Raw genomic sequence first — 25,042 nt, forward strand, 5'->3', positions numbered from 1 at the left:
ATGGCCGGGATCAACATCGGTCGCAACTTGAACAACAGCCCGGACATCCGCACCGGCGCGCAGGGCGGTGCCCAGAGCGCGCCCCGCGTCACGGGCCCCACCGCCCCCAACCTGGAACAGGCCGCGAAAGAGCGCCCCTCGGGCCCCCAGTACTTCGGCTACCACAACGACGCCTCGATCGCCGCCCGCCTCGCCCAGCAGGGCATCGCCCCCAACCCCGTCAACCTGCGCCTCGCTCAGCAGATGCTGCGCTACGGCATCCCGCTCGGAGCCGACGCCCTCAACCAGTTCCGCCAGATGTGGCAGAGCATGGGCAGCGCCTCGCTGGTCGAGCTGGAGGCGCTTCTGGCCCTCTTCACCCAGGGCATCGAGGCCGCCCCCCAGAACGTCGCCGCCATGACCCAGCTGCTCAACGGCGGCCCCATGAGCCACCTGCTCGCCCAGCTCACCATGGCCCTCAAGAACCAGACCACCCTCGGCCCCCAGCTCCAGGAGATCAAGGCCCAGCTCAACGCCTTCTGGAAGCTCGGCACCAGCCCCGACCAGCTCGGAGCCGATCTCGCTCAGTTCCAGCAGCTCAAGCAGCAGCTCTCCCGGATGCTCGCGGGCCTCGACCCGACCAAGGTCCCCGGCGAGCTCATCGGTGAGCTCTCGCAGCTCAAGGACTTGCTCCACGCCCAGCAGATGCTGCTCAAGAACCCCCAGAACTCGGTCTACGTGCCCTTCTACCAGTGGCGCGACCAGCAGCCCATGCCGGGCGAGCTGCTGGTCGAGACCGAGGACAACCCCAGCTTCCAGGCGGCGGGCTTCGCCCAGGTCACCCTCGCGGTCGAGACCCGCAACATGGGCCGCATGACCGTCAGTTTCACCACCGTCCGCGGCCACCTGACGGTCAAGCTCGAGGTCCAGGACATCGCGACCAAGCAGTTCCTCGAGCGGGGGCTGCCCGACCTGCGCCACCGACTCACCTTCCGCACGCCCTACCAGGTCGCCACCATCATGTGCGTGCCCACGGGCCAGGAGCGCGCGACCAGCGTCCTCTTGCCCAAGCGACGCGACCTGCGCAAGCTCGGCCGCGCGATCGGGGTGATCTAGAATGGCCGACCAGGAGCGCAAGCGACTCACCAGGCTCCCCGCAAGGACCGGCCAGGCCCCCGACCAGGCGCCGGTGACCGGCAGCCCGAAGCCCACCCACCCCGCCGTCGCGGACATCCTTCAGGGGCTCGCCGTCCAGCAGGCCGTACCCACCGAGCTGATGCCCGCCATCTCGGAGATGCTGACCTACATCTACCAGATGGACGACGTGGCCGAGAAGCGCAAGCAGATCCAGAGGAGGTAGCCCATGCTCAGAGGAATCTACTCGGCCGCCACGGGCATGATGTTCCAGATGCAGCAGGTCAACACCATCGCCAACAACCTCGCCAACGTCGAGACCAACGGCTACAAGCGCAAGGAGCTGATGGGCTCCTCGTTCGGCGATCTGCTGGTCCAGTTCACCGACCAGGCCCCGGGCACCGAGAACGTCATCGGCACCGGGGTCAAGACCGACGGCATCTCCCGCTACGAGACCCCGGGCAACCTGGTCCAGACGAGCAACCGCTTCAACGTGGCGATCGCAAGCACCGGCTACTTCCTCACCCGGGGCGCCGACGGCGTCGAGAAGGTCACCCGCGACGGCGACTTCCAGCCCGACACCAACGGCCGCCTCGCCACCCGCTCGGGCGACCTGGTGCTCGGCACCGACCGCCGACCGATCTTGCTCACCGGCGACCTCCACAACATGCAGATCGCCGAGGACGGCCGGATCACGGTGGGCGATCAGCAACTGGGCACCCTCATGGTCGTCGAGCCGCCCAAGATCGCCCTCGAGACCCAGTTCCCCCTCGCCCCCCCGGGCCTGCCCCCTTCGACCAACGTCTCGATCAAGCAGGGCTTCCTCGAGCACTCCAACGTCAACGTCGTCACCGAGATGGTCTCGATGATGACCGCCAACCGGGCCTACGGCTTCGGCCAGAAGGTCATCAGCGCCCACGACCAGATCCTCCAGAAGGCCGCCAACGACCTCGGCCGCATCTCGTAAACAAGCGGAAAGGAGCCCGCCATGATCCACGGCATTTGGACCGCAGCGACCGGCATGCAGGCGCAGCAGATGCGAATCGACGTCATCGCCAACAACCTGTCGAACGTGAACACCACGTCCTACAAGCGCTCGGCCGTCGACTTCCAGGACCTCTTGTACCAGACCATCAACCAGCCCGGCACCGACAACGCGGGCGTCCAGATCGGCCTCGGCGTGCGGCCGGTGGCGGTGACCAAGATCTACGACCAGGGCAACCTCCAGGTCACCAACAACCCCCTCGACCTGGCCATCGACGGCGACGGCTTCTTCGCCGTGACCCAGATCAACGGGCAGGTGGCCTACACCCGCGACGGCTCCTTCAAGCTGGACGCCACCGGGCGCCTGGTGACCTCGACCGGCCAGCCCCTGGATCCCCCCATCACCATCGCCCCCGGGACCTCCAACCTCTACATCCGCAAGGACGGCGCGGTCTTCGGCACCCCGCCCAACGCCACCGAGCAGCAGATCATCGGCCAGATCCAGCTGACCCAGTTCACCAACCCGGCGGGACTCCAGGCCATCGGCAACAACCTCGCGGTCGAGACCTCGGCCTCGGGACCGGCCCGGCAAGGGCAGCCGGCCATTGAAGGTTACGGCGGTTTGCGTCAAGGTGCTCTTGAGGCCTCGAACGTCGAGCTGGTGCGCGAGATGGTCATGATGATCGCGACCCAGAAGGCTTACGACACGTCCTCGAAGGCCATCACCGTCTCCGACAAGATGATGGAGACCGCCAACCAGCTCCAGCGCTAGCCCAAAGGGAGGAATCTTGGCCCGTTTCGTCGCTATCCTGTCCCGCGTCGCGGCGCTCTGCGCCGTCTGGGGGTGCCTGCTGCCCTCGGCGGCCTGGGCCGCGCCCGTCCGCGAGGCGGACCTGCTCGGCTTCATCGGCGAGCAGGTCGCCCTGCGCCAGCAAGCCGATCCCAAGCGGGTCGAGGTCCACTGGAACGGCCCGAGCCTCGCCTCGCTTATGGGCAGCAGGCCCCTGCCCGAAGGCACCGCGCGCTTCGCGATCGTCGGCACGCCGCGCCTGCTGGGCCGAACGGCCGTACCGATTTCGATCGAGATCGACGGCAAGAAGCTCAAGACCGTGTACCCGCGCGTCGAGATCAAGGTATGGCAGGACGTGTGGGTCTCGACCGAGACCCTGCACCGGGGCCGCCTCTTCGCACCGTCCCTGGGCCGCGCCGAGCGCCGCAGCCTCGAGACGGTGATGGGCGCGCCCGCAACCTCGCTCTCCACCCTCGAGGGGGCCGTGGTCAAGCGCGAGGTGCCCGCCGGGGCGGTGCTGGTCAACGAGATGTTCGACCTGCCCGCCCTGGTCAAGACCGGCAAGGAGGTCACGGTGAAGCTGGTCAGCGGCGAGCTGGTCATCGTGACGCGCGCGCAGGCGGTGGCCGACGGGACCATGGGCCAGCTGGTCCGGGTGTTCAACCCCGACTCCCGCAAGGACTACGTGGCGCGGGTGACAGGAATCGACCAGGTCGAGGTTCGCCTCGAGGAAGCCCCCTAGGGCAAGGAAAAGGGTTCGACATGCGACGGATGGTTTTAGCCCTGACGGCTGCCCTGCTGCTTGCGCCCGGCGCGCTCGCGCCGGCCATGGCCGACAGCCTCTACACCGAGGACTCGGGCGGCTTCCTCACCGATCGCCTGGGCGATCGCCGCTCCACCCTGGGTCCCGGAGCGCTGGTGACGGTGCTCGTCACCGAGAACATGGTCGCAAGCTCGGGGGCGACCACCAAGGCCTCCAAGCAGGCCCGGACCCAGGCCAGCTGGGACTTCGGCTCCTTGATCGGGGGCGCCGGAGGCAAGGGCACCTGGGACATGAACGGCAAGAACGACTTCCAGGGCGACGGCGTGACCAAGCGCGCCGACACCATCACCCTCCTGGTAGCGGCCACCATCCAGGAGATCCTGCCCGACGGCAGCCTGCGCCTGGCAGGTGAGAAGAAGCTCCGGGTCAACGACGAGGAGAGCACCGTCGTCATCTCGGGCATCGTGCGCCCCTACGACATCGACGGCGCCAACCAGATCCAGTCCACCAAGGTCGCCAACCTCAAGGTCGACTTCCGCGGGGCCGGCTCGGCCTCGTCCAAGGCGACCCCCGGCATCCTATCCCGCCTGTTCAACTGGCTGTTCTAAGCAGGAAGCCTCATGCGAAAGATCCTCGTCCTCATCCTCGCGATCGCCCTCCCCCTCGGCCTGTGCGCCCCAAGCGGCGCCCAGGCCCTCAGGGGCGGCACGCCCCTGCGCCTCAAGGACATCGCCAGCATCCAGGGGGCCACCGACAACCAGCTGCAGGGCATGGGGCTCGTGATCGGCCTCAATCAGTCCGGCGACACCGTCTCGACCGGCTTCACCGACCGGGTGCTCAAGAACTTCATCATGAACGCCGGGATCTACATCCCCCAGGAGCGGATCCGCGTCAAGAACGTGGCGGTCGTGGCGGTGCGGGCCAACCTGCCCCCCTTCGTGAAGCCCGGCCAGAAGATCGACGTGACGGTCGCCTCGATCGGCGACGCCAAGAGCCTCGCCGACGGCGTCCTGATCGGCGGCGAGCTGCGCGGGCCCGACGGCAAGGTCTACGCCACCGCCGAGGGCGCGCTCTCGACCGGCGGCTTCGGCGTCGAGGCCAACGGCAGCCAGGTCCGCAAGAACCAGACGCTGGTGGCCCGCATCCCGAACGGCGGCATCGTCCAGCGCGAGGTGCCCGTCACCATGCTGGACGCCAACGGCTTCATGTACGTCAATCTGGCGCAGCCCGACTTCGTGACCGCCTCGCGCGTCGCGAGCACCATCACCAAGTCCCAGCTCGGCATGGCCCAGGCGGTGGACGCCGGCACCGTCCGGGTCTACGTCAACACCTCGTACCGGGACAACCTGGTGGACCTCATCGCCCGCATCGAGCAGGTCGCGGTGCTGCCGGACGCGATCGCCAAGGTCGTGATCGACGAGCGCAGCGGCACGGTGATCCTGGGATCCGGCGTCCGGATCGGCGCCGTGGCGGTCTCGCACGGCAACCTGATCGTGCGGGTGGACACCAAGCAGACCGTCTCCCAGCCCAATGCCCTCTCGGGCGGCGGCACCGCCGTCACCACCGAGTCGACCGTCACCGCGGACGAGCAGAAGGCCAAGACCGTGGTCTTCGAGTCCGGAACGACCCTCGGCCAGCTGGTGCGGGCCCTCAACGCCCTGGGCACCACCCCGCGCGACATGATCTCCATCCTGCAGGCGGTCAAGGCCGCCGGCGCCCTCAACGCCCAGCTCGAGATCATCTAGGAGAAAGGCGTCATGGACATCAACGGCTTGCCGCAACCGCCTCGCCTGCCCTTCGCGCCGATCTCCGGAGTAGCTGGCGAGGGGAGGTTACCTTCGGCCTCCGGCGAGGTACAACAGAATGAAACGAGGGAAGCGGCGGAAAGCTTCGCGAGCTACCTCTATGCCCAGGTGTTCTCCCAGATGCGGCCCGAAGACTCCGGCGAGGAGGGCGGGATGTTCTCCGGCGAGCAGGCGGGCATGTTCATGGACTTCTTCGATCAGGCGCTCGGCAAGCACTACGCCACGAACGGCGGGAACGCCCTGGTTGAGCAACTGGTGGCACAGATGACGCGCCAGCAAGGGCAGAGCGCCCGAGAGTAAGACAGTGGAGTGGTCGTGTTAAAAAAGCCTGTCTCGCTAGAGGGGAAGCGCAGCCTCGACAACGCCGCCATCAAGCAGTACATGCCGATGGTCCGGGCGATCGCGCGCCGCATCTCGACCAAGCTGCCACGTCACTACGACATGGAGGACCTGATCTCCGACGGCGTGATGGGCCTGATGGCGGCCTCCGAGCGCTTCGATCCCGAGCGGGGCGTCAAGTTCGAGACCTTCGCGACCTACTACATCAAGGGCGCCATCCTCGACAACCTGCCCAAGCTGCCCACCGTTCCCAAGAGCCAGCGGGTGCAGGCGGCCATGGCCCAGGCCGAGGAGGAGGCCATCCTCAACGAGGGCGAGCAGGCCGAATCCGACGCCACCGTCCTGGTCAACCAGATCCAGCAGCTGACCTACTCGTACATCCTCTCGCTGGACGCCCCCCAGGGATCCGACGGCGAGGAGAGCTTCTCTTTGCTCAACCAGCTGGGCGCCGCCGACACCATCCAGCACGACATGGAGCTCGAGGAGCTGCAGCAGCTCCTGCGCCTGACCATCGAGCAGCTGCCCGTGCAGGAGCGCACCACCCTGCGCTGCTACTACTTCCAGAAGATGTCCTTCAACGAGATCGGCCAGAAGCTGGGCCTCTCCGAGTCGTGGGTGAGTCGCATCCACCGCCGCGCCCTGGAACAGCTGCGCCAGAAGCTCGGCAAGAAGAAGAGCCTCGACGACTTTATCAGCTGGTAGCCGCAGGCGCTAGCTGGTAGCCGTAAAGCGGCCTGACAAGCTTAATCCAAGGTTTACAACGATCCGCCCCCTGTCTGGGTACAAACCAGACAGGGGCTCGCTCATGTACATAACGCACGGAAGCGCCCGGTCGCTTGCGCCATACTGAGACTGGGGAACGCTCCCCGAACGGAGGTAGCCACGTGATCAGCCGTGAGGTCCGCGGCCTCGAGCGCGCCATGGACGGCCTGGCCGCCCGCTTCGCCGCCCAGGCCAACAACATCGCCAACATCAACACGCCGCAGTACGCGCGGCAGGACGTGCGCTTCGAGGACGCCCTGGTCTCGGCCATGGACTCCGAGCCCGCCCCCGGCGTGGACCAGGCGCAGGATCCGTTCACCAACCTGTTCGGCTCGGCGGCGCGCCCCACCGACGACATGCTCGAGACCTTCAACCCCTCGATCACCGTCGCCAAGGGCCAGGGCATGCGCCGCGACGGCAACGGGGTCTCCCTCGAGCACGAGATGAGCCAGATGGTCCAGTCGGTCGAGAAGTACAACACCCTCGCCACCCAGATCGCCACCCAGTACCGCACCTTCAAGTTCATCACCGACCAGAAGTAGGGTAGGAGGAGCAGATGAGCCTTCAAAAGGTATTCGACACCGGCGCGAGCGCCATGACCGCCAACCGCTTCTGGCTGGAGGCCATCTCCAACAACATGGCCAACGCCAACGTGACGCGCACCGCCGAGGGCGGGCCCTACCAGCGCCAGATCCCGGTGTTCCAGCAGATCCTCGACGAGGAGACGGGCCTGGGCAAGGGGGTGCAGGTCTCGGGCACCGTGCGCGACGCGACGCCGGGCGAGCTGGTCTACAAGCCGGGCCACCCCGACGCGGACGCCAACGGCTTCGTGCGGATGCCCAACGTCAACATCGTCACCGAGATGGTGGACATGATCACCGTCCAGCGCGCCTTCGACGCCAACGTCACCGCCTTCAACGCGGGCAAGAACATGCACCAGAAGGCCCTCGAGATCGGCCGATAAGCGCCTGCGGCTCAGAAAGCTAGGTAACCCTCATGCTCGTCAACCAGAACTTCATGCCCGGCCTCAACCGCCAGGCGCCCGGCATCGGCGGGGGCTTCCCCGAGTTCCCCTCGCTCGACTTCTCGATCGACACCAACCCCGAGTTCGGCGACGCGGCGATCGACGGCTTCGGCCAGAAGGCGGACGCCAACAACGGCCGCAGCTTCGCCGACCTCTTGACCGAGGCCATCGACGGGGTCTCGGCCCAGGACAACAAGGCCGTGCAGACCGGCCTCGACTTCGCCCTCGGGCGCAACGACGTGGACGTCCACCAGGTGATGATCGAGCAGGCCAAGGCCGAATCGCAGCTCCACCTGATGTCCGCCGTCACCAACAAGGTCGCGTCCAGCTACCAGACCTTGATGAACATGCAGATCTGACCCTCAGAGGCGCCCACCCACCATGCTCGACTTTCTCAACCGCTTCCCCCCACCGGTCCGCATCGGCATCATGGCCGGCGTGCCGGTCTTGCTGATCGTGATCACCCTGTTCATCGGCATGGCGATCGGCGGAGGCGGCAAGAAGCAACCCACCGAAGATCAGCTCAACAAGAACGACGTGATCCTCTACCGCCGCATGTCGCAGCTGGCCGCCGGCGAGGCCGCCGCCAAGCTCGAGGAGGAGCGCATCCCCTTCAAGCTGGTCGAGGACGGAACGGCCATCTCGGTGCCCAAGGACAAGTCCGACAAGGCCCGCGTGGCACTCGCCGCGGCCGGCCTCCCCAAGGACGGCGATCCCGGCTTCAGCCTCTTCGACAAGAGCGACTTCATCTCCACCGACTTCGACAAGAAGATCAAGCTGCTGCGCGCCATGAACGGCGAGATCAAGCGCCTGGTCAAGCAGGTGGACGGCGTCGAGGACGCGGGCGCCATGGTCACCATGCCGGAGGACAGCCTCTTCCAGACCGAGAAGAAGCCCGTCACCGCAGCGGTCATGGTCAAGATGCAGCCCAAGCGATCGCTGACCCCCAGCCAGGTCGAGGGCCTCACCCACCTGATCGCAAGCTCCGTGCCGGGCCTCTTGACCGACAACGTCACCATCACCGACGACCTGGGCAACCTTTTGACCTCGGGGATGGAGGCCAACGCCGGCAACAAGGAGGACCGCATGATCTCGCGGGTCCTCAACATGCAGATGGGCCTCCAGCGCCAGAAGGAGCAGGAGATCGAGCAGAAGCTCACCAGCCTCCTCGACAAGGTCGTGGGCTCGGGCAAGGCCGTCGTGCGCGTCAGCCTGGAGCTGGACTTCAACAAGCGCCTGGAGCGCAACGTCCTCAAGGCCGCGGTCACCAACGGCAACGGCGAGAGCGTGCCTCTGACCAAGAGCGAGCAGACCGAGACCGTGCAGGGCGGCGGCGAGGGCGGCGCACCCGGCACCGCCGCCAACGTGCCCACCTACCCCGCGATCCCCTCGACGCCGGGCGGCTCCAAGGAGGTCACCAAGAAGAACCTCAAGGAGCAGCCCGCCTTCAACGAGCAGACCCAGCTGATCCAGCCGTCGAGCGGCAACATCAAGCGCATGTCGATCGCGGTGCTGGTCCCCGACACCCTCAAGCAGGAGAGCGCCGACAGGCTCCGCATCATCGTCGCGACCGCGGCGGGCGCGGACGCCGCCCGCCGCGACCAGGTCTCGGTCGAGCGGGTCCGGTTCGACTCGAGCACCTACGACGACCTCAAGAAGCAGTTCGAGGAGGAGCAGACCGCCGAGAAGACGGGCAAGAAGGGCCAGGCCGTCTCGTGGGCCATTGTCTGGTGGATCGGCGGGGCGCTCCTGCTTATCTTCCTCCTGCTCGCGCTCCTGCGCCGCGCCACCCGCAAGGAGGCCAACCCCCTCGACACCCTCACCGCCTCTCTGGGCGGCGAGGCCGAGGCGCTGCCCATGTTCGACCAGCAGGCGCTGGGCGGCTTCGACCCCAACGCCTTCCCCGGGCTCGACATGGGCCAGGGCGGCTTCGAGCAGCCGGGGCTCGATCAGTTCGGAGGCCAGCAGGGCTTCGCCGACGCCGGCTACCCCCAGCAGGGCTACGCCGACGCGGGCGCCCAGGCCCCCCAGGCGGGCGGCGCCTTCGACTTCATGTACGAGGTCTCGCCGGATGCCGCGGCCGCGGCCTTCGAGGGAGAGCGGCCGGCGACCATCGCCGGCGTGCTCGCGACCCTGGACCCGAGCTACGCCGAGCAGGTCCTCCAGTACCTGGATCCCGGCATCCAGGAGGACGTCTTCAACCGGGTCAACCAGGGGGCGACCCTGCCCTCCATGACCGCGCGGATGGCCGGCCAGAACCTCAAGCGCAAGCTCGGCGCGAACGTCGGGTAGCCTAGATGGTCGGCGCGATGGGAGCAGGCAAGGGGGTTCCGATCCGGGACTTCGTGATCGCGGGCCTCATGGTCGCGATCCTCGGCATCCTGTTCCTGCCGATCCCGGTCTGGATGCTGGACGTGCTGATCGTCCTGAACATCGTCATGTCGATCATCATCGTCTTCGTGGCGCTGTACATCGTCAAGCCGCTGGAGTTCGCGAGCTTCCCGTCCTTGCTGCTGCTGACGGCCCTCTATCGCCTGGCCCTTTCGGTGGCCACCTCGCGCTCGATCCTGCTTCACGCCGAGGCCGGCAACGTCATCCACACCATGGCCGAGTTCGTCATGGGCGGCAACTACATCGTCGGCATCATCATCTTCATCATCCTGATCATCGTCAACTTCATCGTCATCACCGAGGGCGCCAAGCGCATCGCCGAGGTCGCGGCCCGCTTCACCCTGGACGCCATGCCCGGTAAGCAGATGTCCATCGACGCGGACCTCGCGGCCGGCCTGATCGACGGCAACCAGGCCAAGCAGCGGCGCGAGGACCTGGTCCGCGAGGCCAACTTCTTCGGGTCCATGGACGGCGCCAACAAGTTCGTGAAGGGCGACGTCATCGCCTCGATCATCCTGATCGTCGTCAACATCGTGGGCGGCATCCTGATCGGCATCCTCATGAAGAAGATGGACGTGATGGAGGCCCTGTCCCGGTACGCCATCCTCACGGTCGGTGACGGCCTGGTGGGCCTCATCCCGGGCATCCTGATCTCGATCTCGGCGGGTCTGGTCAGCTCCCGGTCGGCCTCGGACCAGAACCTCGCGGCCGACATCAAGCAGCAGGTCTTCTCCAACCCCAAGAGCATGGGCGTGGCCGCGGCCGTCACCTTCCTCATCGCCTGGGTGCCGGGCTTCCCCAAGATCTTCTTCATCCCCATCGCGCTGGGGCTGGGGGCGGCGGCCTTCCTCGCCATGCGCAAGAACATGATGCCCGCGGGCGGTGCGGGCGACGACTTCGGCATGCCCATGGACGACATGATGGACGACTATGCCCCCGAGTCGGAGGAGGACCTCAAGAACCCCGAGAACGTCATGAAGATGCTGGGCGTCCCGCCCCTGACCCTGGAGCTCGGGCTGGACCTGGTGCCCCTGGTGGACCCGGGCCTCGGCGGCGAGCTGATGGACCGGGTGGTGCCCATGCGCGTCAACATCGCGCTGGACCTGGGCTTCGTCATGCCGGGCATCCAGTTCAAGGACAACCTCAACCTGCGCCCCAACGCCTACCAGCTTTTGGTCAAGGGCAACGTCGTCGCCACCGGCGAGCTCCTGGTCGGCTACATGCTCGCCATCCAGCAGAGCACCAGCGACACCAGCCAGGAGCTCGTGGGCTTCCCCACCACCGATCCCGCCTTCGGCAAGCCCGCGGTGTGGGTGGCGGGCGCCGAGGCCCAGCGCGCTGCGCAGCTCGGCTACCTGATCCAGGACCCCACCAACGTGCTGACCGCCCACATGGAGCACACGGTCCGCTCGTACGCACACGAGATCCTCAGCCGCGAGGAGGTCCAGATGATGCTGAACCGCCTCAAGGAGAAGGCCCCGGTCACGGTCAAGGACCTGGTGCCCGAGATCCTGTCGCTGTCCGAGGTCCAGCGCGTCCTCCAGGGCCTGATCCGCGAGGGCGTCAGCATCCGGGACCTCGCGACCATCCTGGAGCGCCTCGCCGACTACGGCAAGATGACCAAGGACATCTTCCTGCTCAACGAGATGATCCGCCAGCAGCTCTCGCGCCAGATCTGCGCCAGCCTCGCGACCGAGGAGGGCGTGATCGAGGTCGTGACGCTGGATCCGGGCGTGGAGAACACGATCCAGGGCTCGATCACCAACACCCCCCTGGGCCCGCAGGCGGCGGTCAACCCGCAGATCATGCAGCTCATCCTGGCGCGCCTCGCCGCCGTCCAGCAGGAGGCGGTCGCCCGCGGCTCCAACCCCGTGCTGCTCACCAACCCGACCATCCGGCCGCACGTCAAGGGCCTCATCGAGCGTAACTTCCCGACCATGGCCGTCATCTCGTACGCCGAGATCAACGCCAAGTTCAAGGTGCAGTCGGTCGGCCAGGTCTCGATCGCGGTTGGCGTCAGCTGATCCCCGGTGACGACCATCACAAATGAAGCCATGACTAAGTTTTAGCGAAGATTTAACAAAACTCCAGCAACGAACGCGGCGACAAACTCCGGAGGATCGGTTAAGATAGGGATATCGAAATTAACCTTGGCTTAACCCCACAGCGCCCCTCGCACCCGAAGAGAGAGCCACGATGACGACCGCCATCCAGCACGCCCCTGTGACGCCAGCCTTCGCTCGCCCCCTGTCCCCGGTCCTTTCGCTCCCCGTGTCGCTCGACGAGGAGCTCGACGCGCGCGGCGAGCGCTTCTTCGAGGGCATCGAGCGCCTGATCTTCGACAAGGATCGCGACGGCCTCCACAAGGCGCGGATCCTGCGGCGCTACGCCCGGCTGCTGCTGACGAACCGCGAGCGCCGCCTGGCCGAGCTCGCCTGGCAGCTCTCCGAGACCTACGAGGCGACCACCCGCCAGTTCCGCTAGCGCTCTGACTTCGACGCCCCCGCCCAGCGCGGGGGCGTTTTTGCATGAAGGGCACAATCAAGACGAAGGGGCGGTGCCAGTGGCACCGCCCCTTCGTCTTGATTGGCTACGCGTAAGCCTCGAGCTTGTTGACCGCCGCCTCGAAGCGCGCGAGGCCGTTGGTGCCGCCGTTGACCGCCCGGCGCACCCCCTCCACGTCGCCCCGCTCGGCCTTGGCCGCGATGTTGCGGTCCTTGAAGTAGCGCGCGAGGATCTGGGCCGAGATCTTGGGGTCCAGGGCGAGCTCCGGGTTGCCCACCAGGTCGACCCCGAGCTGCTTGCCGTACTTCTCGTAGTTGTAGCGGCCGGTGATCTGGATGTAGCCGCGCCCCTTGAAGCGCTTGCCGTCGCCGGCCCGGGTGTTGCCGAGGTCCGATCGGCCCTCGTAGGCCTGACCGCTCGCGTACTCGGTGATGGGCTTGAAGCTGCCGGTCTCGACCGCGACCGTGGCGAGGACCGCGATCACGGCGTCCTCGGTGGTGATGCCCTGCTCCTTGAGGGCGTCCACGATGTCGGGCAGGTTGGCCTTGATGTTCTCGAGCGGCACGTTCAGGGCCTTGGCGATCTCCTCGTCGCTCAGCGGGATGCCGAGCCCGGCGAGAGCGCCCTTGCCGGAGGCGGCAGGCGCGGGGCTCGCCGGGGCCTGGGCGGGTGCGGCCTGGCCCTTGGCGCCCGGGATCTTGAGCTGCTGGCCCGGGTAGATGCGGTTGGGGTCCGAGAGGACGTCGCGGTTGGCGGCGTAGATCTCCGGCCAGCGGCTGCCGTCGCCGAGCACGGCCTGCGCGATCTTGGAGAGGGAGTCGCCCTTCTGGACCGTGTAGGCCGTGGGGACGGGCGCCGGGGCAGGCTCGACGACCGGAGCAGGGGCGGGCTCGACGGCGGGAGCCGGAGACTTGGTCTGGTTCAGGAGGGTGTGCAGGCGCTTGACCATGTCCTGCATGCGGGTGTCGAGCGCCTTCGGCAGGGTGGTCGGCATCCAGACGTCCTGGCCGAGGCCCTGCGAGGACGCGGGCTGAGCGGCTGCGGCCTGCATGGCCTCCATGCGACGCGCGAGGGTGGGATAGGCGGCGATGACGTTGGTGTTCAGTTCCATCCGGGGCTCCTCGTGCGTCCAAAGGGCAAGGGAGTTATCGCCCCTTGGTCGCGCGAGCCGGTAATCAAAAGCTAAAGCTTGAGCAAAGACTGAGTAAAATCCCTACTCGAGCTGGAAGCGATCGAGGTCGCGCACCCGCGGGCAGTCCGGCAGGGCCGTCAGGATGGTATGGCCGTAGTTCTTGGTGTAGAGCCGGTTGTCGAGGATGGCGACCAGGCCCCGGTCGGTGGCCGTGCGGATCAGGCGGCCGAAGCCCTGCTTGAGACGGATGATGGCCTCGGGCAGGGTGTACTCGCGGAACCAGTCGCGCCCCTGGAGCTTGAGGCGCTCCACGTGGGCCTGCACCACCGGGTCGTCGGGCACCGAGAAGGGCAGGCGGTCGATGATGACGCACGACAGGGCATCTCCCGGCACGTCCACCCCCTCCCAGAACGAGCTGGTGGCGAAGAGGACGGCGCCCGGCGTGGTCTTGAACCACTCGATGAGCTGGCTGCGGGGCAGCTCGCCCTGCTTCTTGACCGGGAAGGGCAGGGTCTCGAAGAGGACGTTGAAGGCGGCGTTCATGGCCCGGTAGCTGGTGAACAGCACGAAGGCCCGGCCCCGCGTCGCCTTCAGGATGTCCTTGATGGCCTCGCGGGCGTGGAGGGCGAACTCGGGCGCGTTGGGCTCGGGCAGGTAGCGCGGCACGTAGAGGGTGGCCTGGCGCTGGTAGTCGAAGGGACTGGGCAGCTCCAGGTCGAGGGCCTCCTCGATCCCCACCTTCTGCTTGAAGAAGCTGAAGTCGCCCCCGACCCCCAGGGTCGCCGAGGCGCAGACCGTCGGCCGCTGGCTCCACAGGAGCTCGTGCAGGTCCTTCGAGACGTCCAGGGGCGCGCTCTTGAGCTCGAAGTAGCCCCGGTTGCGGTCCAGCTCGACCCAGTTGACCCGCTCGGACAGGGTCGCATCCGCCTGCATGCCGAAGAATTCCCAGCGGGCCATCAGGCCCTCGAGCTGGTTGATCAGGCGCGGCCGGTGCAGGGGGGCCTTCTTTGCGATCTCGGGATCCAGCATGCCGCCGCCGAGCGACGAGTCCCGCTCGAGCCAGGCGCGCAAGAGGCGCAGGTCCTCGAGGATCCCGTCCAGGATCTCGATGAAGACCGCATCCGGGTAGAGGCGGTACTGGAGGCGCTCGCTCTTGAAGACCCAGTCGAAGAGGCGGCTCTCGTGGCCGACCAGCGAGAAGGCGATCTCGTCGGGGATGGCCCCCAGCCGGCGGCGGATCTTCTGCAGCAGCTTGGCGATCGCGTACCGGCCGATGGAGGCCGAGAAGGCGCGGGTGGCCGAGGCCGGCAGGTGGTGGGCCTCGTCGAAGACGACGGCCTCGTGGCTCGGCAGGATCCCCCCGGCGGCCGCCAGATCGGCGAAGTAGAGGGAGTGGTTGGCGATGATGAGGTCCGCGTGGGCCTGGCGCACCCGCGCCTGGCGCTGAGGCGAGACCTCGTAGAACTCGCACTTGGCCCCGAGGCAGTCGTCGGCGTCCGAGGCGACCTCCTCCCAGAGGCGCTGGCTGGGGACCCAGCCGAGCCCCGCCACGTCCCCGTCCCACTCGTAGTCCTGCAGGAACGCCGACATCCGGTCGAACTCGGCGCGCAGGGGATCGTTCGCGGGAAGGCGGCGATCCACCTCCCAGAACTTCTGCTTGCAGAGGTAGTTGCCCCGCCCCTTGGCCAGGGCGACCTTGAACTGGTTGCCGGTGGCCTTCTGGAGGAAGGGGATATCCTTCTTGAGCAGCTGCTCTTGAAGGGCGATGGTGCCGGTCGAGACGACGTAGGGGCCCTGCCCCTCAAGCAAGGGGATCAGGTAGCCAAAGCTCTTGCCGCTGCCGGTGCCGGCCTCGATGACGGCGTGGCGCTTCTCGGTGAAGGCCTGGTGGATGGTCTCGGCCATCTGGAGCTGCCCGGGCCGAGGCTCGTACATGGGCAGCTGCTGGACGACCTCCTGGAAGCGGTCGAGAAAAGTCTTGGTCGGCTGGGTCATTGGTCCTCGGCGGGCTCCGGCTCGGGAGGCTTCTCGGCGGCCTCCTGCATCTTGGCGGGGATGGCCTTCAGGGTGAGGGTCAGCTCCTTGCGCTGGCCCTCGCGGCTGACGAGCAGCTTGAGCTTGTCGCCGACCCGGTGGTTGGCGACCATGTGGGTCACGTGGCTCGGCTCGGTGACGCTCTTGCCGTCGACCAGGACGATCACGTCGCCCTCGATGAGGCCGGCCTCGGCCGCGGGGCTGCCCTCGACCACGTCGCGCACCAGCACGCCGGGGTCGGTCTTGCGAAAGAGCTGGGCGGCGCGCTCGGGGGTCAGCTCGGCGATCGCGACCCCCAGCCACGGGCGCTCCACCTTGCCCTTCTCGCGCAGCTCGGAGACCACGAAGCGCACCGTCTCGACCGGGATGGCGAAGCCGATCCCCTGGGCCTTTGCGGCGATCGCCGTGTTGACCCCGATCACCCGGCCGTCGAGGCCCAAGAGGGGGCCGCCCGAGTTGCCGGGGTTGATGGGCGCGTCGGTCTGGATGAAGCTCACCCGGTCGTTGATGGCCACGTCGCGATTGAGGGCGCTGACGATGCCCGCGGTGACCGTCGTCGAGAGGCCCAGGGGACTGCCGATGGCCACCACCCACTCGCCCACTCGGACCCGCGGGGCCTCGGCGAGCCTGAGCACGCTCAGGCCCTTGGCCTCGATCTTGACCAGGGCCAGGTCCGAGCCGGGGTCCTTGCCGATCACCTTGCCGTCGAAGGTTCGTCCGTCGCTGAGCGTCACCTTGATGGTCGTGGCCCCCTGGGTCACGTGGTGGTTGGTGACGATCAGGCCCGAGGCGTCGATGACGAAGCCCGAGCCCACGCCCTTCTGCTCGAAGTACTGGGGCAGGCGGCTGAGATCGGAGCCGAAGAAGCGATGGAAGAAGGGATCCATCTGGGCCATGGGGTTCTTCTGGCGCCGGACGGTGTCGATGTTGACGACCGCGGGGGCCGCCTTCTCGGCGAGGTCCGCGATGGTGTCGGGCCCGAAGGCCGCGCGGCCGATCGGTGATGCGATCGCGCCGGGCGAAAGGGTGGCCAGCAGGACGGTGGCGGCGAAGATTCGCTTCGGCATCGAGGCCTCCTTGAGGGAGTGGGGGCGGCAAAGCGGTCGCAAAGCCCTAGAAACGACTATTATACCGCCCACCCCCCGGCCCGCCAATGTCGCGCCCCCTGGAGGGTAGCGAGTGACCGATTCTTGGGAATCTGGTATACTCGTTCTTGCCAGAGCGCCCCGATGATCGCGGGGTCGGGTCCCATGCGGCGTCGCGCCGTGAACCCCGTCAGGCCCGGAAGGGAGCAGCGGTAAGCGGAGAGCACGGGTGTCATGGATCAGCCTGATCCTGCCGGCCATCGGGGAGGCCCTGGTAATTTTTTGTGAGGCCCCATGGCGACGCGCGATTACTACGAGGTCCTGGGCGTCCCCTCGAACGCCCCGGACGATGCGATCAAGAAAGCCTACCGCAAGCTCGCCCGCCAGTACCATCCCGACCGGGTGCAGGGCGCCGGCAAAGAGGCCGCCGAGGCCCGCTTCAAGGAGATCAGCGCGGCCTACGACACGCTGGGCGATCCCGAGAAGCGCAAGTCCTACGACCAGCTAAGACAGTTCGGCCCCGGCTTCCAGCCAGGCGCTCAGCAGGGCCCCTTCGGCCGCTCCTCGCGCCGGACGGGATCCCCCTTCGGCGGCCAGGGCGGCATGGGTGGCGGCTTTGCGGCCGGCGGCTTCGAGGACATCCTCGACGCCATGTTCGGCGGGGCCTCGGCGCGAGCGCCGGCGAGCGAGCCTGTCGAGGTGCCGGTCCACGTCACCCTCGAAGAGGCCCTCTCGGGCACCTCCCGTGAAGTCTCCAACCCCCGCACCGGCAAGCAGCTGAGAGTCAAGATCCCCGCGGGGGTCGACACCGGGTCCAAGGTGCGCGCCGGCGACGTGCTGGTCGAGGTCACCCTCAAGCCCCACGCCCTGTTCGAGCGCACGGGCGACGACCTGCGGCTCGATCTGCCGGTGACCTTCTGGGAGGCCATCGACGGCGCCGAGATCGAGGTCCCCACCCTCGACGGCGCCATCAAGATGAAGATCCCGGCCCGCACCCAGGGCGGCCGCACCTTCCGCATCAAGGGCAAGGGCATGCCGCACCTCAGGGGCGAGGGACGCGGCGACCTCTTCGTGAAGGTCCAGCTCCACCTGCCCCCCGACATCGACGAGCAGGCGCTCGCCCTCTGGCGGCGCCTCGGCACCATGGCCCCCTACAACCCGCGCGCCCACATGCGGCGAGGAGGATAAGTTGAACGTCCCCCCCTTCTTGAAGCAGACCGTGCTGTTCGGAGACCTGGAGCCCGCCGAGCTCGAGGCCATCGCCGCGATCACGCGCAAGCGCAACGTCCCGAAGGGGTCCATCGTCTTCTACGTGGACGACCCGGGCAACGCGTGCTACATCGTCGTCGAGGGCAAGGTCAAGATCGTCGTCAACTCGGGCGACGGCCGCGAGCACATCCTGGGCATCGTCGGGCCCGCCGAGCTCTTCGGCGAGATGTCGCTGCTGGACGGCCAGCCTCGCTCGGCCACCGCGATCGCCGTCGAGGAGACCTCGGTCCTCACCATCCAGCGCGAGGAGTTCGCCAAGATCCTGCGCGAGCTGCCCGGCATCCCCCTCACCCTCCTGACGGTGCTCTCGCGTCGCCTTCGCTCGACCGACGCCCACGTGGAGAGCCTCGCCTTCCTCTCGGCCCCGGGGCGCGTCGCCCGGCTCTTGCTCGAGCTGGCACGCGAGGACGGGAGCACCTCGCCCGAGGGCAAGCCCACCTTCTCCACCCGCATGACCCGCCAGGAGATGGCCAACCTCACCGGCACCAGCCGCGAGACCTTCACCCGCGTCCTGATGGACTACCAGGACCGGGGCCTGGTCGCCATCGACCGCAACCAGTTCACCCTCGTGAACGAGGGCAAGCTCAAGGAGCTGGTGGTGTGATCGCCCCTGTTACCGCCAGGCCGTAACCTCATCTCAGCTGGCCCCCACCGACCCGAAGGAGACTCGACTTGCGCCTACCGAGACTGCTGCTCGCCCTCCCCGTCGCCCTGGCCCTGACCGGCTGCCCCGGCTTTCTGGGCCTCGCGGGCAACACCAACCTGAATCCCAAGATCCTGGCCGTCACCTCCAAGGAGCAGGGCATGACCACCGCCTCGATCACCCTGACCTGGGACGGCGTGACCAACGCCGCCACCTACCAGGTCTCGCGCAAGGTGGACGGCAGCGCCCCGCGCCTCATCGTCTCGACGGACAAGACCACCCTCACCGACCGGGTCGAGCCGGGCCACGAGATCGCCTACGTCGTCACCGCCTTCTCGGCGAGCGGCGAGGAGAAGGCGAACGTCGAGACGGGCCCCGTCAAGGTCTCGGCCTCCCAGGTCGGCCAGCCGGGTGCCCTGATGCTCGACGGCGCCGCAGCCTCCGGCGGCTCCTTCGTCACCAAGACCGGCAAGCCCACCCTGACCTGGGGCGAGGGAGCCGGCGCCACCGCCTACTACGTGACCGTCAACGAGAACCAGAGCGGCAAGAACGGCAAGCTGGTCTACGCCGCGCTCACCAAGACGACCGCCGCCACCGTGGGCTCGCTGCCCGACGAGGGCCTCAAGCTGCCGGGATACCCCCAGCTCAAGGGCGGCGGCCTGGTGAAGGGCACGATCTACTTCTACACCGTGACCGCCATCCGCGCGGACAACGCGGAGCTCGAGAAGGCGACCATCTTCGACATCGCCTCGATCGACGCCCCGGCGACCATCAGCTTCCCCTAACATCGAAAAAAGCGCGGGCCCGGTTTTCCAACCGGGCCCGCGTTTTTTTGACGATTCGACTACGACTGCTTGGGCTTGAAGATCGTCACCCGCACCTTGGACACCCCGGACCCCAGCATGCCGATGGCCTTGGCCGCACCGCGGCTGAGGTCGATCATCCGGCCCGGGATGTAGGGCCCGCGATCCGAGACCCGCACCAGGGTGCTCTGCTGGTTCTTGAGGTTGGTGACCAGCAACAGGGTCCCGAAGGGCAGGGTCTTGTGGGCGGCGGTGAAGTCGTTCTGGTCGAAGCGCGAGCCGTCGGCGGCACGCCGGCCATGGAAGAAGCCCCCGTACCAGGAGGCGACGCCGACCTGCTGGCGCCCGTAGCCGCCGCGCGAGGCGGTCTGGGCGATCTGCTGCTGGAGCGAGCGGCCGCCGAGGGCCTCGCGCAGCTGCGAGACGTAGTGCAGCGCGAGGGTCGTGGGCGGGGTGCCCTGCCGGTTCGCGAAGGCCTGATCGAAGGTCAGGAGGTCCTCGCCGCCGACGCTGACGACGAAGAGCTTCTCCTGCTTGCGGCGGCCCGGCATCACGCGATCCGCGCGCAGCACGCCCTGCTTCTCAAGGGCGATCAGCCTGTTGCTGACGCGCTTGGCGAGGGTGCCGTCGTCGCCGTCGAAGGAAAAGACCTTCCGTTCCCCGATCCAGACGCGGGAAGTGCCCGGGCGGCCCTCGGTGGTCTCGTAGGTGGCGAAGCCAGAAGCCGCGCGCGCTTGCGACGCACCGGAAAATACCTCGGGCTTCGCCTCGGCGACAGGCGCGCTCACGCTCGCGGCCACCTCGACGACGATCGGGGCGATGGCGGGGCGAGGCTCTTCCTGGACGGGCGCGACGGAAGGCTGGAGCGCCGTCGCAGGAGCCTGGTGGGCCTGGCGCGCCGGCACGACGGAGCGCAGCTCGGCGGACAAAGGCCGCGCCTGGGCAAGCGGAGATAGAGCGAGCCCCTCGCGCAGCTGGCGGGCATAGCGCTGGGCGAGCACCTCGGGCTTCTCGTCCTGGCGAAGGGCGAAGCGCTTGCCGAAGACGACGACGTCCTGGTTGCCGACGAGCACGGCGTAGCGATCGCCCCGGTGCTCGTAGCGCACGAGGCCGGGGTTCAGAGCGCCTCGCACATGCAGCGCATTGAGACGCTCGCTGACGGCGCGGGCGGTGAGGTCCTTTGACTCGTCGAAGGTGAGGATGGCGCGCCCGTCGATCCAGACGCGAGAGGTGCCGGGACGGCCCTTGGTGGCCTCGAAGGTGGCGTAGGGCTGGGGCGTCGCGGTGGTCGACGCGGGCGCTTGCGGCGCATCGGACACGGGCTCGGCGAGGCCCGGAGCCGGGAGGAGGACCAGGTGGAGGCCGATCGCAAGCGAGAGACTGCACCGAATGGTTAAATCCTTCATAAGTGTGAAGGTTATCACATCCCTTGCTTGAAAGTCAAAAAACAGGCGTGTTATGTCGTGCCTTTTGGCCTTATCGCCCTGCGTCAACGGGCAGCACGCCAGGCTTACAGGGCCATGCCCCTCGCGAGCCGTACCCTGGCAACGACGGCGTCCGACTTGCTCCGTTCGGCTCGATCAACTTAACCATTCCTCCGCCAGGATATAACCATCCTTTAACTATTCACCCCCATAATCATGACATCAAAAAAGCACTAACCACCCTATCGCATATTACAGGGAGGCCTCATGATGAAAAAGCTCGCCCTCGTCGCCCTGGCTCTGTCGTCCCTGACGGCATGCGGCCTGCCCACCCCTGGCTCCTCCGTCTCCCCGAGGTCGGTGAGCACGACCGTGCGGAGGCAGGCGGGCGAAACGTTCGATGGGCTCATTGGCCTCAACATGACCGCGGACCCCACCGTCAACGTCGAGGTCCTCAGCGTCGGCGTCACGCTCGGCAAGAAGAGCTTCGCGGCCTCGACCGTCAAGGCGATCGCCCCTGGTGGCGCCAGCATCGTCAGCGACCTGTACCTCGGTCAGGACGGCGGAATCTACCTGGCGGAAAACAACGCCCCCCTTGGAGCGAATGCCCGCTGCTATCAGGTGGGCACCTTCAAGCGCAAGCCGCAGGCCAAGGTGCTCGACGCGATCGACTTCCAGCTGGATGCCGGCAGCCACTTCGAAGTCAAATGGAAGGGCCTCAATCCTTTCGGCAAGAACGAGTTGTTCCTGGCGCTGGCCAGCGCTCCGCAGCCCGTGGTGACGCCCGTCCGCCTCATACCGGCAGAGATTTAGCCGCGTCGCTGCGAGAGGTGGGCGACGGCCTCCCCGATGATGAAGAAGCGGACCTCAGCCTCTCGGCTGAAGCCCGCTTCTTGTCCAGCTCCGCGTGCCGGACAAGAACCGGCGACCCGGGGATCAACGGTCATACCGGGGCCGAACAGCCCCCCTAGGGACGTACCTCGTCCTGCCCAGGCGTTTATGAGACGGCATCACTCGCTGGTTTTCCCGTCGAACTGCTCATGCTGCCCCTCGGCTACGGCCTTGGATCGCTGTACCACATCGTGCCGGTGCACCGGGGGCGCGTACAGCGTGTAGAGCTTGAGCGGCTTCGTGCCCATGTTTCGTATGTTATGGCGCGCTCCCGCGGGCACCAGGATGGCGAAGCCCGCCGAAACGCGGTGCTTGACGCCATTGACGACAACCTCGCCTTCGCCCGCTTCGATGCGGAAGAATTGGTCGTCGCCTTTATGCACCTCTTCCCCAATCTCCTCGCCGGGCTTCAGCGCCATCAGCACGAGCTGCAGGTGCTGCCCCGTGTAAAGAACCCGGCGGTAGTTCTCGTTCGATACGGTGAGCCGATCGATGTTGTCGACAAACCCCTTCTTGAGACTGGGTGGTGCGCTGGTCTGTGCCAGGGCGCTCGGCGAAATCGCTTGCACGAACCTTGAGATGGACGCACCTCCCCTCCTCCCTTCCGAAATCGGTGGCTTGGCGGTGCAACCCGTACCCACGAGGTAGGCGACTAATGCCGCGCTGGCAGCCAGACGAATCCCCGGGTTTTGCATGGCATTCACCTCCTAAGGTCAATCGAGCGTATACCTGCGGCAGCCCCCGTGCCGCCGACGGCAAGGCCGTCACCGTCTCGGGCAGGATATCCCCCGTCAATCTCCTCTTGAAAGACCATCGCCGCCGTCCTCAAGTAGCACCTCTCAGCCTGCCACTCTTCGTTCTGCCCGACCAGAACCATTCCGACCAGTCTCGCGACCGAGTTGCGGTTCGGGAAGATACCTTCCACGTCCACTCGCTTGGTGATCTTGCGGTCCAGCTCCTCCAGCATGACGGCCAAAAGGAGGTCAGGAAGGCCGCTTTGAGACGACATCGTCCGAGTTTCGCTTTGCATCGGGCAAGCCATCGTTCATCGCTACGCGCGCCTCAAGCAGCCAGGGGATTTTTGGACACCATCCTCATTCAAGAAATGCAACAGAAGCAAAGCCGAAGTACGGAGCAATTTGGGCCCCGGGAAAATCCCGAGGCCCAAGACTTGACTGGGTTCCGCGTGCTGGACTCGAGCCAGCGACCTGGTGATTAACAATCACTCGCCCGCCAATGTGACCACGTCTCCCGCCAAGCGCGGAGAAATGGTCGCCCTCATCGCGCCCCCGCTCAAGCGGGACGGACGGCCGTGATCCCGACCCACTCCCCTTCGGGCTCGCGCTCGGCGACCTCGAAGCCCGCGCCAACGAGGGCCGTGGCGACCATGTCGGCCTTGCGCTCGATGATGCCCGAGGCGATCAGGGTGCCGCCCGGCGCCGTGACGGCGTACAGGGCCTCGGCGAGCTCCACGATGACCTCGGCCAGGATGTTGGCGAAGACGACCTCGGCCTGGGCCGGCAGGTCGCCCGCGCTGCCCACCCGGTTGATCAGCCGATCGCCGACCCCGTTGATGACGCCGTTCTCCTCGCTGGCGGCCACCGCCACCGGGTCGGTGTCCACCGCGACCGCGTCGGGGGCCCCGAGCAGCAGGGCTGCGATCGCGAGGATCCCCGAGCCCGCCCCCACGTCGTAGACGTGGCCGAGGGGACCCTTGGCCGCCAGCCGCTCCAGGGCGCGCATGCACAGCCGGGTGGTGGGGTGGGTGCCGGTTCCGAAGGCCATCTTGGGGTCCAGGGTGATCACCACGTCGCCGGACTCGGGGGCGTACTCCTCCCAGGAGGGGCGGACCACCAGGCGCTCGCCGATGCGCTGCACGTGCCAGTACTGCTGCCAGCTGGTCGCCCAGTCCTCCTCGGGCACCAGGCAGGTGGCGAGGGCCACCGGGCCCTCGAGGCCTACCGAGGCGATCGCCTGGACCGCCGTGGCCTCGAGCCCGGCGAGGTCCGGGGCGGCCTCCAGCTGGGGCAGGTAGGCCTTGAGCACCGCCGTCTCGGCGACGGGCTCATCGGGGCGGCGCTCGCCGACCACCACGCCGGGGAGGCCGTGCTCGGTGAGGGCCCAGGCCACGGCCTCGGCTGCGGGGGCGGGGACGGTGAAGGCGACTTCGAGGTAGTTCATGGCTTCCTTTGCGCGGTTAGGCGTCGGTGAGGACCTTCGCGATCATGACCGTGCGATCGCGCTTGAGGTCGAAGATCCGGGCGAACTCGAGGGGCTGGCCCTTGGTGTCCTGGACGATCTTGACGATCGGGCGGCTGGCCAGGCCCATGTCCACGTCGATGACGATGGCCGTCTCGCCCGTCGAGAGCTTGAGCAGGGTGCCCGGGGGGTAGGGCGCCACGTTGGCCACGAAGGTGGTCACCAGATCGAGGCTGAACTGGGTGCCGGCGGCCGCCATGAGGTACTCGATCGCCTCGTGCGGCATGAAGCGCTTGCGGTAGACCCGATCCGAGGTCAGGGCGTCGAAGACGTCCGTGATGGCGCCGATCTGGGCGTTGATGTGGATGTCGTCGCCCTGGAGGCCCTTGGGGTAGCCGGTGCCGTCGAACTTCTCGTGATGCTGGAGGGCCACGATCTTGGCCTGGGCCGAAAGGCTCGCCAGGCCGCGCATGGTGTCGAAGCCGATGCGGCAGTGCTCCTTCATCTGGTCGAACTCGGGCTCGGTCAGCTTGCCCGGCTTCTCCAGGATCTCGCGGGGGATGCCGATCTTGCCGATGTCGTGAAGGATGAGGCCCAGGGCCAGGTCCCTGAGGCGCGACTCGTCCAGGCCGATGCGCTGGCCCAGGATGGTGCCGAGCACGCAGACGTTGACGCAGTGGGCGAAGGTGTAGCTGTCGTGGCTCTTGAGGTCCGCCATCTGGATCGAAACGTCCCGGCTGGCCAGGATCGCCTCGACGATCTGCCGCGAGACCTGCGCGACGGCGTTGAGCTGCACCCCGATCTTGGAGGCTCCGTTGCCCTCGAGCACCCCGAAGGTGTCGCGGATGACGCCAATCGCCTCCTGGCGCAGCTCGTCCGAGATGGTGTCGCGAGGGCGCGCCTCGGGGGCGCGCGGGTCCACCACGTAGACGAAGCCGAATTTCATCGACTTGAGCGCCGTCAGGTAGCGTTCGGTGAGAGCCGTCCCCTCCCGGAGGAGCGGGCGTCCGTCAGCGGCGTAGATGCTCTTGGCGAGCACCATGCCGGGCTGTGCTTTGTCGATGTCGATGGCGCGCAAGGGGGTTA

26 protein-coding genes, 1 other RNA gene and 1 pseudogene are annotated in these 25,042 nt (G+C 67.3%); 20 read left to right on the forward strand and 8 right to left on the reverse strand.

The features are described from left to right. From V6D00_12515 to V6D00_12585, 15 genes are all read left to right on the forward strand, one after another. The coding region (locus V6D00_12515; GenBank protein ID HEY9899999.1) for a flagellar hook-length control protein FliK at positions 1–1,095 on the forward strand (1,095 nt) is incomplete at its 5' end. A 1-nt stretch (position 1,096) separates the two neighbouring features. Beyond that, a complete protein-coding gene (locus tag V6D00_12520; GenBank protein ID HEY9900000.1) occupies positions 1,097–1,339 on the forward strand; it encodes a hypothetical protein in 243 nt (80 codons plus the stop codon). Between the two features lie 3 nt (positions 1,340–1,342). Then, entirely contained in the window at positions 1,343–2,080 is a 738-nt protein-coding gene (locus V6D00_12525; GenBank protein ID HEY9900001.1) for a flagellar hook-basal body protein, read from the forward strand. A gap of 21 nt (positions 2,081–2,101) precedes the next feature. Beyond that, positions 2,102–2,869, forward strand: coding sequence for a flagellar basal-body rod protein FlgG (gene flgG / locus V6D00_12530; protein ID HEY9900002.1), 768 nt, complete (start codon positions 2,102–2,104; stop codon positions 2,867–2,869). A gap of 16 nt (positions 2,870–2,885) precedes the next feature. Continuing rightward, entirely contained in the window at positions 2,886–3,629 is a 744-nt protein-coding gene (gene flgA, locus V6D00_12535; GenBank protein ID HEY9900003.1) for a flagellar basal body P-ring formation chaperone FlgA, read from the forward strand. A gap of 20 nt (positions 3,630–3,649) precedes the next feature. Next, the gene (locus V6D00_12540; GenBank protein HEY9900004.1) at positions 3,650–4,258 is read left to right on the forward strand and encodes a flagellar basal body L-ring protein FlgH; all 609 of its coding nucleotides are present in this window, start codon (positions 3,650–3,652) and stop codon (positions 4,256–4,258) included. Positions 4,259–4,270: 12 nt separating this feature from the next. Continuing rightward, complete coding sequence (locus V6D00_12545; protein HEY9900005.1) at positions 4,271–5,395, forward strand: flagellar basal body P-ring protein FlgI; 1,125 nt, start codon at positions 4,271–4,273, stop codon at positions 5,393–5,395. A 12-nt stretch (positions 5,396–5,407) separates the two neighbouring features. Beyond that, positions 5,408–5,755, forward strand: coding sequence for a rod-binding protein (locus V6D00_12550; GenBank protein ID HEY9900006.1), 348 nt, complete (start codon positions 5,408–5,410; stop codon positions 5,753–5,755). A gap of 15 nt (positions 5,756–5,770) precedes the next feature. Next, positions 5,771–6,496 (forward strand): sigma-70 family RNA polymerase sigma factor, encoded by a 726-nt coding sequence (locus tag V6D00_12555; GenBank protein ID HEY9900007.1) that lies wholly within the window; start codon positions 5,771–5,773, stop codon positions 6,494–6,496. A gap of 182 nt (positions 6,497–6,678) precedes the next feature. Continuing rightward, positions 6,679–7,098, forward strand: a complete 420-nt coding sequence (flgB, locus tag V6D00_12560) for a flagellar basal body rod protein FlgB (protein ID HEY9900008.1) — start codon at positions 6,679–6,681, stop codon at positions 7,096–7,098. A 14-nt stretch (positions 7,099–7,112) separates the two neighbouring features. After that, a complete protein-coding gene (gene flgC / locus V6D00_12565) occupies positions 7,113–7,520 on the forward strand; it encodes a flagellar basal body rod protein FlgC (GenBank protein ID HEY9900009.1) in 408 nt (135 codons plus the stop codon). A 32-nt stretch (positions 7,521–7,552) separates the two neighbouring features. After that, positions 7,553–7,939, forward strand: a complete 387-nt coding sequence (gene fliE / locus V6D00_12570; GenBank protein ID HEY9900010.1) for a flagellar hook-basal body complex protein FliE — start codon at positions 7,553–7,555, stop codon at positions 7,937–7,939. Between the two features lie 22 nt (positions 7,940–7,961). Further along, positions 7,962–9,872 carry a flagellar basal-body MS-ring/collar protein FliF gene (gene fliF, locus V6D00_12575; GenBank protein HEY9900011.1) on the forward strand — a complete coding sequence of 637 codons (1,911 nt, stop codon included), beginning with the start codon at positions 7,962–7,964 and terminating at the stop codon, positions 9,870–9,872. Between the two features lie 5 nt (positions 9,873–9,877). Continuing rightward, positions 9,878–11,995 (forward strand): flagellar biosynthesis protein FlhA, encoded by a 2,118-nt coding sequence (locus tag V6D00_12580; protein HEY9900012.1) that lies wholly within the window; start codon positions 9,878–9,880, stop codon positions 11,993–11,995. A gap of 172 nt (positions 11,996–12,167) precedes the next feature. After that, positions 12,168–12,455: a hypothetical protein gene (locus V6D00_12585; protein HEY9900013.1), complete on the forward strand. Its 288-nt coding sequence runs from the start codon at positions 12,168–12,170 to the stop codon at positions 12,453–12,455. A gap of 106 nt (positions 12,456–12,561) precedes the next feature. Here V6D00_12585 and V6D00_12590 read toward each other — a convergent pair whose 3' ends face one another. The 3 genes from V6D00_12590 to V6D00_12600 all read right to left on the reverse strand — a co-directional run bounded on the left by V6D00_12590 (position 12,562) and on the right by V6D00_12600 (position 16,709). Continuing rightward, positions 12,562–13,587, reverse strand: a complete 1,026-nt coding sequence (locus V6D00_12590; protein ID HEY9900014.1) for a LysM peptidoglycan-binding domain-containing protein — start codon at positions 13,585–13,587, stop codon at positions 12,562–12,564. A 102-nt stretch (positions 13,588–13,689) separates the two neighbouring features. Continuing rightward, positions 13,690–15,603 (reverse strand): ATP-dependent DNA helicase, encoded by a 1,914-nt coding sequence (locus V6D00_12595; GenBank protein ID HEY9900015.1) that lies wholly within the window; start codon positions 15,601–15,603, stop codon positions 13,690–13,692. Further along, a complete protein-coding gene (locus V6D00_12600) occupies positions 15,600–16,709 on the reverse strand; it encodes a trypsin-like peptidase domain-containing protein (GenBank protein HEY9900016.1) in 1,110 nt (369 codons plus the stop codon). The genes V6D00_12595 and V6D00_12600 overlap by 4 nt, the downstream gene beginning before the upstream one ends. 172 nt (positions 16,710–16,881) lie before the next feature. Between V6D00_12600 and ffs the strand changes: the two genes are divergently transcribed. The 4 genes from ffs to V6D00_12620 all read left to right on the forward strand — a co-directional run bounded on the left by ffs (position 16,882) and on the right by V6D00_12620 (position 19,424). Next, an RNA gene (gene ffs, locus V6D00_12605) (signal recognition particle sRNA small type) lies at positions 16,882–16,980 on the forward strand. A gap of 41 nt (positions 16,981–17,021) precedes the next feature. Beyond that, positions 17,022–17,915: a J domain-containing protein gene (locus V6D00_12610; GenBank protein ID HEY9900017.1), complete on the forward strand. Its 894-nt coding sequence runs from the start codon at positions 17,022–17,024 to the stop codon at positions 17,913–17,915. A gap of 1 nt (position 17,916) precedes the next feature. Then, positions 17,917–18,600: a Crp/Fnr family transcriptional regulator gene (locus V6D00_12615; GenBank protein HEY9900018.1), complete on the forward strand. Its 684-nt coding sequence runs from the start codon at positions 17,917–17,919 to the stop codon at positions 18,598–18,600. A 68-nt stretch (positions 18,601–18,668) separates the two neighbouring features. Further along, positions 18,669–19,424 carry a hypothetical protein gene (locus V6D00_12620; GenBank protein ID HEY9900019.1) on the forward strand — a complete coding sequence of 252 codons (756 nt, stop codon included), beginning with the start codon at positions 18,669–18,671 and terminating at the stop codon, positions 19,422–19,424. A 59-nt stretch (positions 19,425–19,483) separates the two neighbouring features. Here the strand turns inward: V6D00_12620 and V6D00_12625 are convergent, their stop codons facing one another. Further along, complete coding sequence (locus tag V6D00_12625) at positions 19,484–20,848, reverse strand: septal ring lytic transglycosylase RlpA family protein (protein HEY9900020.1); 1,365 nt, start codon at positions 20,846–20,848, stop codon at positions 19,484–19,486. A gap of 288 nt (positions 20,849–21,136) precedes the next feature. Here V6D00_12625 and V6D00_12630 point away from each other — a divergent pair, with 288 nt between their 5' ends. Continuing rightward, a complete protein-coding gene (locus tag V6D00_12630; GenBank protein ID HEY9900021.1) occupies positions 21,137–21,679 on the forward strand; it encodes a hypothetical protein in 543 nt (180 codons plus the stop codon). Positions 21,680–21,876: 197 nt separating this feature from the next. Here V6D00_12630 and V6D00_12635 read toward each other — a convergent pair whose 3' ends face one another. From V6D00_12635 to V6D00_12650, 4 genes and pseudogenes are all read right to left on the reverse strand, one after another. Next, positions 21,877–22,452, reverse strand: coding sequence for a cupin domain-containing protein (locus V6D00_12635; GenBank protein ID HEY9900022.1), 576 nt, complete (start codon positions 22,450–22,452; stop codon positions 21,877–21,879). Positions 22,453–22,583: 131 nt separating this feature from the next. Further along, a pseudogene (locus V6D00_12640) lies at positions 22,584–22,721 on the reverse strand (transposase). 329 nt (positions 22,722–23,050) lie between these two features. Next, positions 23,051–23,938: a 50S ribosomal protein L11 methyltransferase gene (prmA, locus tag V6D00_12645; GenBank protein ID HEY9900023.1), complete on the reverse strand. Its 888-nt coding sequence runs from the start codon at positions 23,936–23,938 to the stop codon at positions 23,051–23,053. A gap of 16 nt (positions 23,939–23,954) precedes the next feature. Then, positions 23,955–25,034: an HD-GYP domain-containing protein gene (locus V6D00_12650; GenBank protein HEY9900024.1), complete on the reverse strand. Its 1,080-nt coding sequence runs from the start codon at positions 25,032–25,034 to the stop codon at positions 23,955–23,957. Positions 25,035–25,042: the final 8 nt, after the last annotated feature.

The organism is Pantanalinema sp. (genome assembly GCA_036704125.1).
GTDB lineage: Bacteria > Cyanobacteriota > Sericytochromatia > S15B-MN24 > UBA4093 > JAGIBK01.

Excerpts from the sequence above, each read along its gene's own strand:
- flgC (HEY9900009.1), top strand. The coding sequence starts at position 7,113 with ATGAGCCTTCAAAAGGTATTCGACACCGGCGCGAGCGCCATGACCGCC.
- fliE (HEY9900010.1), top strand. The coding sequence starts at position 7,553 with ATGCTCGTCAACCAGAACTTCATGCCCGGCCTCAACCGCCAGGCGCCC.
- V6D00_12625 (HEY9900020.1), bottom strand. The coding sequence starts at position 20,848 with ATGAAGGATTTAACCATTCGGTGCAGTCTCTCGCTTGCGATCGGCCTC.
- V6D00_12610 (HEY9900017.1), top strand. The coding sequence starts at position 17,022 with ATGGCGACGCGCGATTACTACGAGGTCCTGGGCGTCCCCTCGAACGCC.
- V6D00_12580 (HEY9900012.1), top strand. The coding sequence starts at position 9,878 with ATGGTCGGCGCGATGGGAGCAGGCAAGGGGGTTCCGATCCGGGACTTC.
- V6D00_12595 (HEY9900015.1), bottom strand. The coding sequence starts at position 15,603 with ATGACCCAGCCGACCAAGACTTTTCTCGACCGCTTCCAGGAGGTCGTC.
- fliF (HEY9900011.1), top strand. The coding sequence starts at position 7,962 with ATGCTCGACTTTCTCAACCGCTTCCCCCCACCGGTCCGCATCGGCATC.
- V6D00_12635 (HEY9900022.1), bottom strand. The coding sequence starts at position 22,452 with ATGCAAAACCCGGGGATTCGTCTGGCTGCCAGCGCGGCATTAGTCGCC.
- prmA (HEY9900023.1), bottom strand. The coding sequence starts at position 23,938 with ATGAACTACCTCGAAGTCGCCTTCACCGTCCCCGCCCCCGCAGCCGAG.
- V6D00_12550 (HEY9900006.1), top strand. The coding sequence starts at position 5,408 with ATGGACATCAACGGCTTGCCGCAACCGCCTCGCCTGCCCTTCGCGCCG.
- V6D00_12585 (HEY9900013.1), top strand. The coding sequence starts at position 12,168 with ATGACGACCGCCATCCAGCACGCCCCTGTGACGCCAGCCTTCGCTCGC.
- V6D00_12590 (HEY9900014.1), bottom strand. The coding sequence starts at position 13,587 with ATGGAACTGAACACCAACGTCATCGCCGCCTATCCCACCCTCGCGCGT.
- V6D00_12600 (HEY9900016.1), bottom strand. The coding sequence starts at position 16,709 with ATGCCGAAGCGAATCTTCGCCGCCACCGTCCTGCTGGCCACCCTTTCG.
- V6D00_12630 (HEY9900021.1), top strand. The coding sequence starts at position 21,137 with ATGAAAAAGCTCGCCCTCGTCGCCCTGGCTCTGTCGTCCCTGACGGCA.
- V6D00_12525 (HEY9900001.1), top strand. The coding sequence starts at position 1,343 with ATGCTCAGAGGAATCTACTCGGCCGCCACGGGCATGATGTTCCAGATG.
- flgG (HEY9900002.1), top strand. The coding sequence starts at position 2,102 with ATGATCCACGGCATTTGGACCGCAGCGACCGGCATGCAGGCGCAGCAG.
- V6D00_12540 (HEY9900004.1), top strand. The coding sequence starts at position 3,650 with ATGCGACGGATGGTTTTAGCCCTGACGGCTGCCCTGCTGCTTGCGCCC.
- V6D00_12545 (HEY9900005.1), top strand. The coding sequence starts at position 4,271 with ATGCGAAAGATCCTCGTCCTCATCCTCGCGATCGCCCTCCCCCTCGGC.
- V6D00_12520 (HEY9900000.1), top strand. The coding sequence starts at position 1,097 with ATGGCCGACCAGGAGCGCAAGCGACTCACCAGGCTCCCCGCAAGGACC.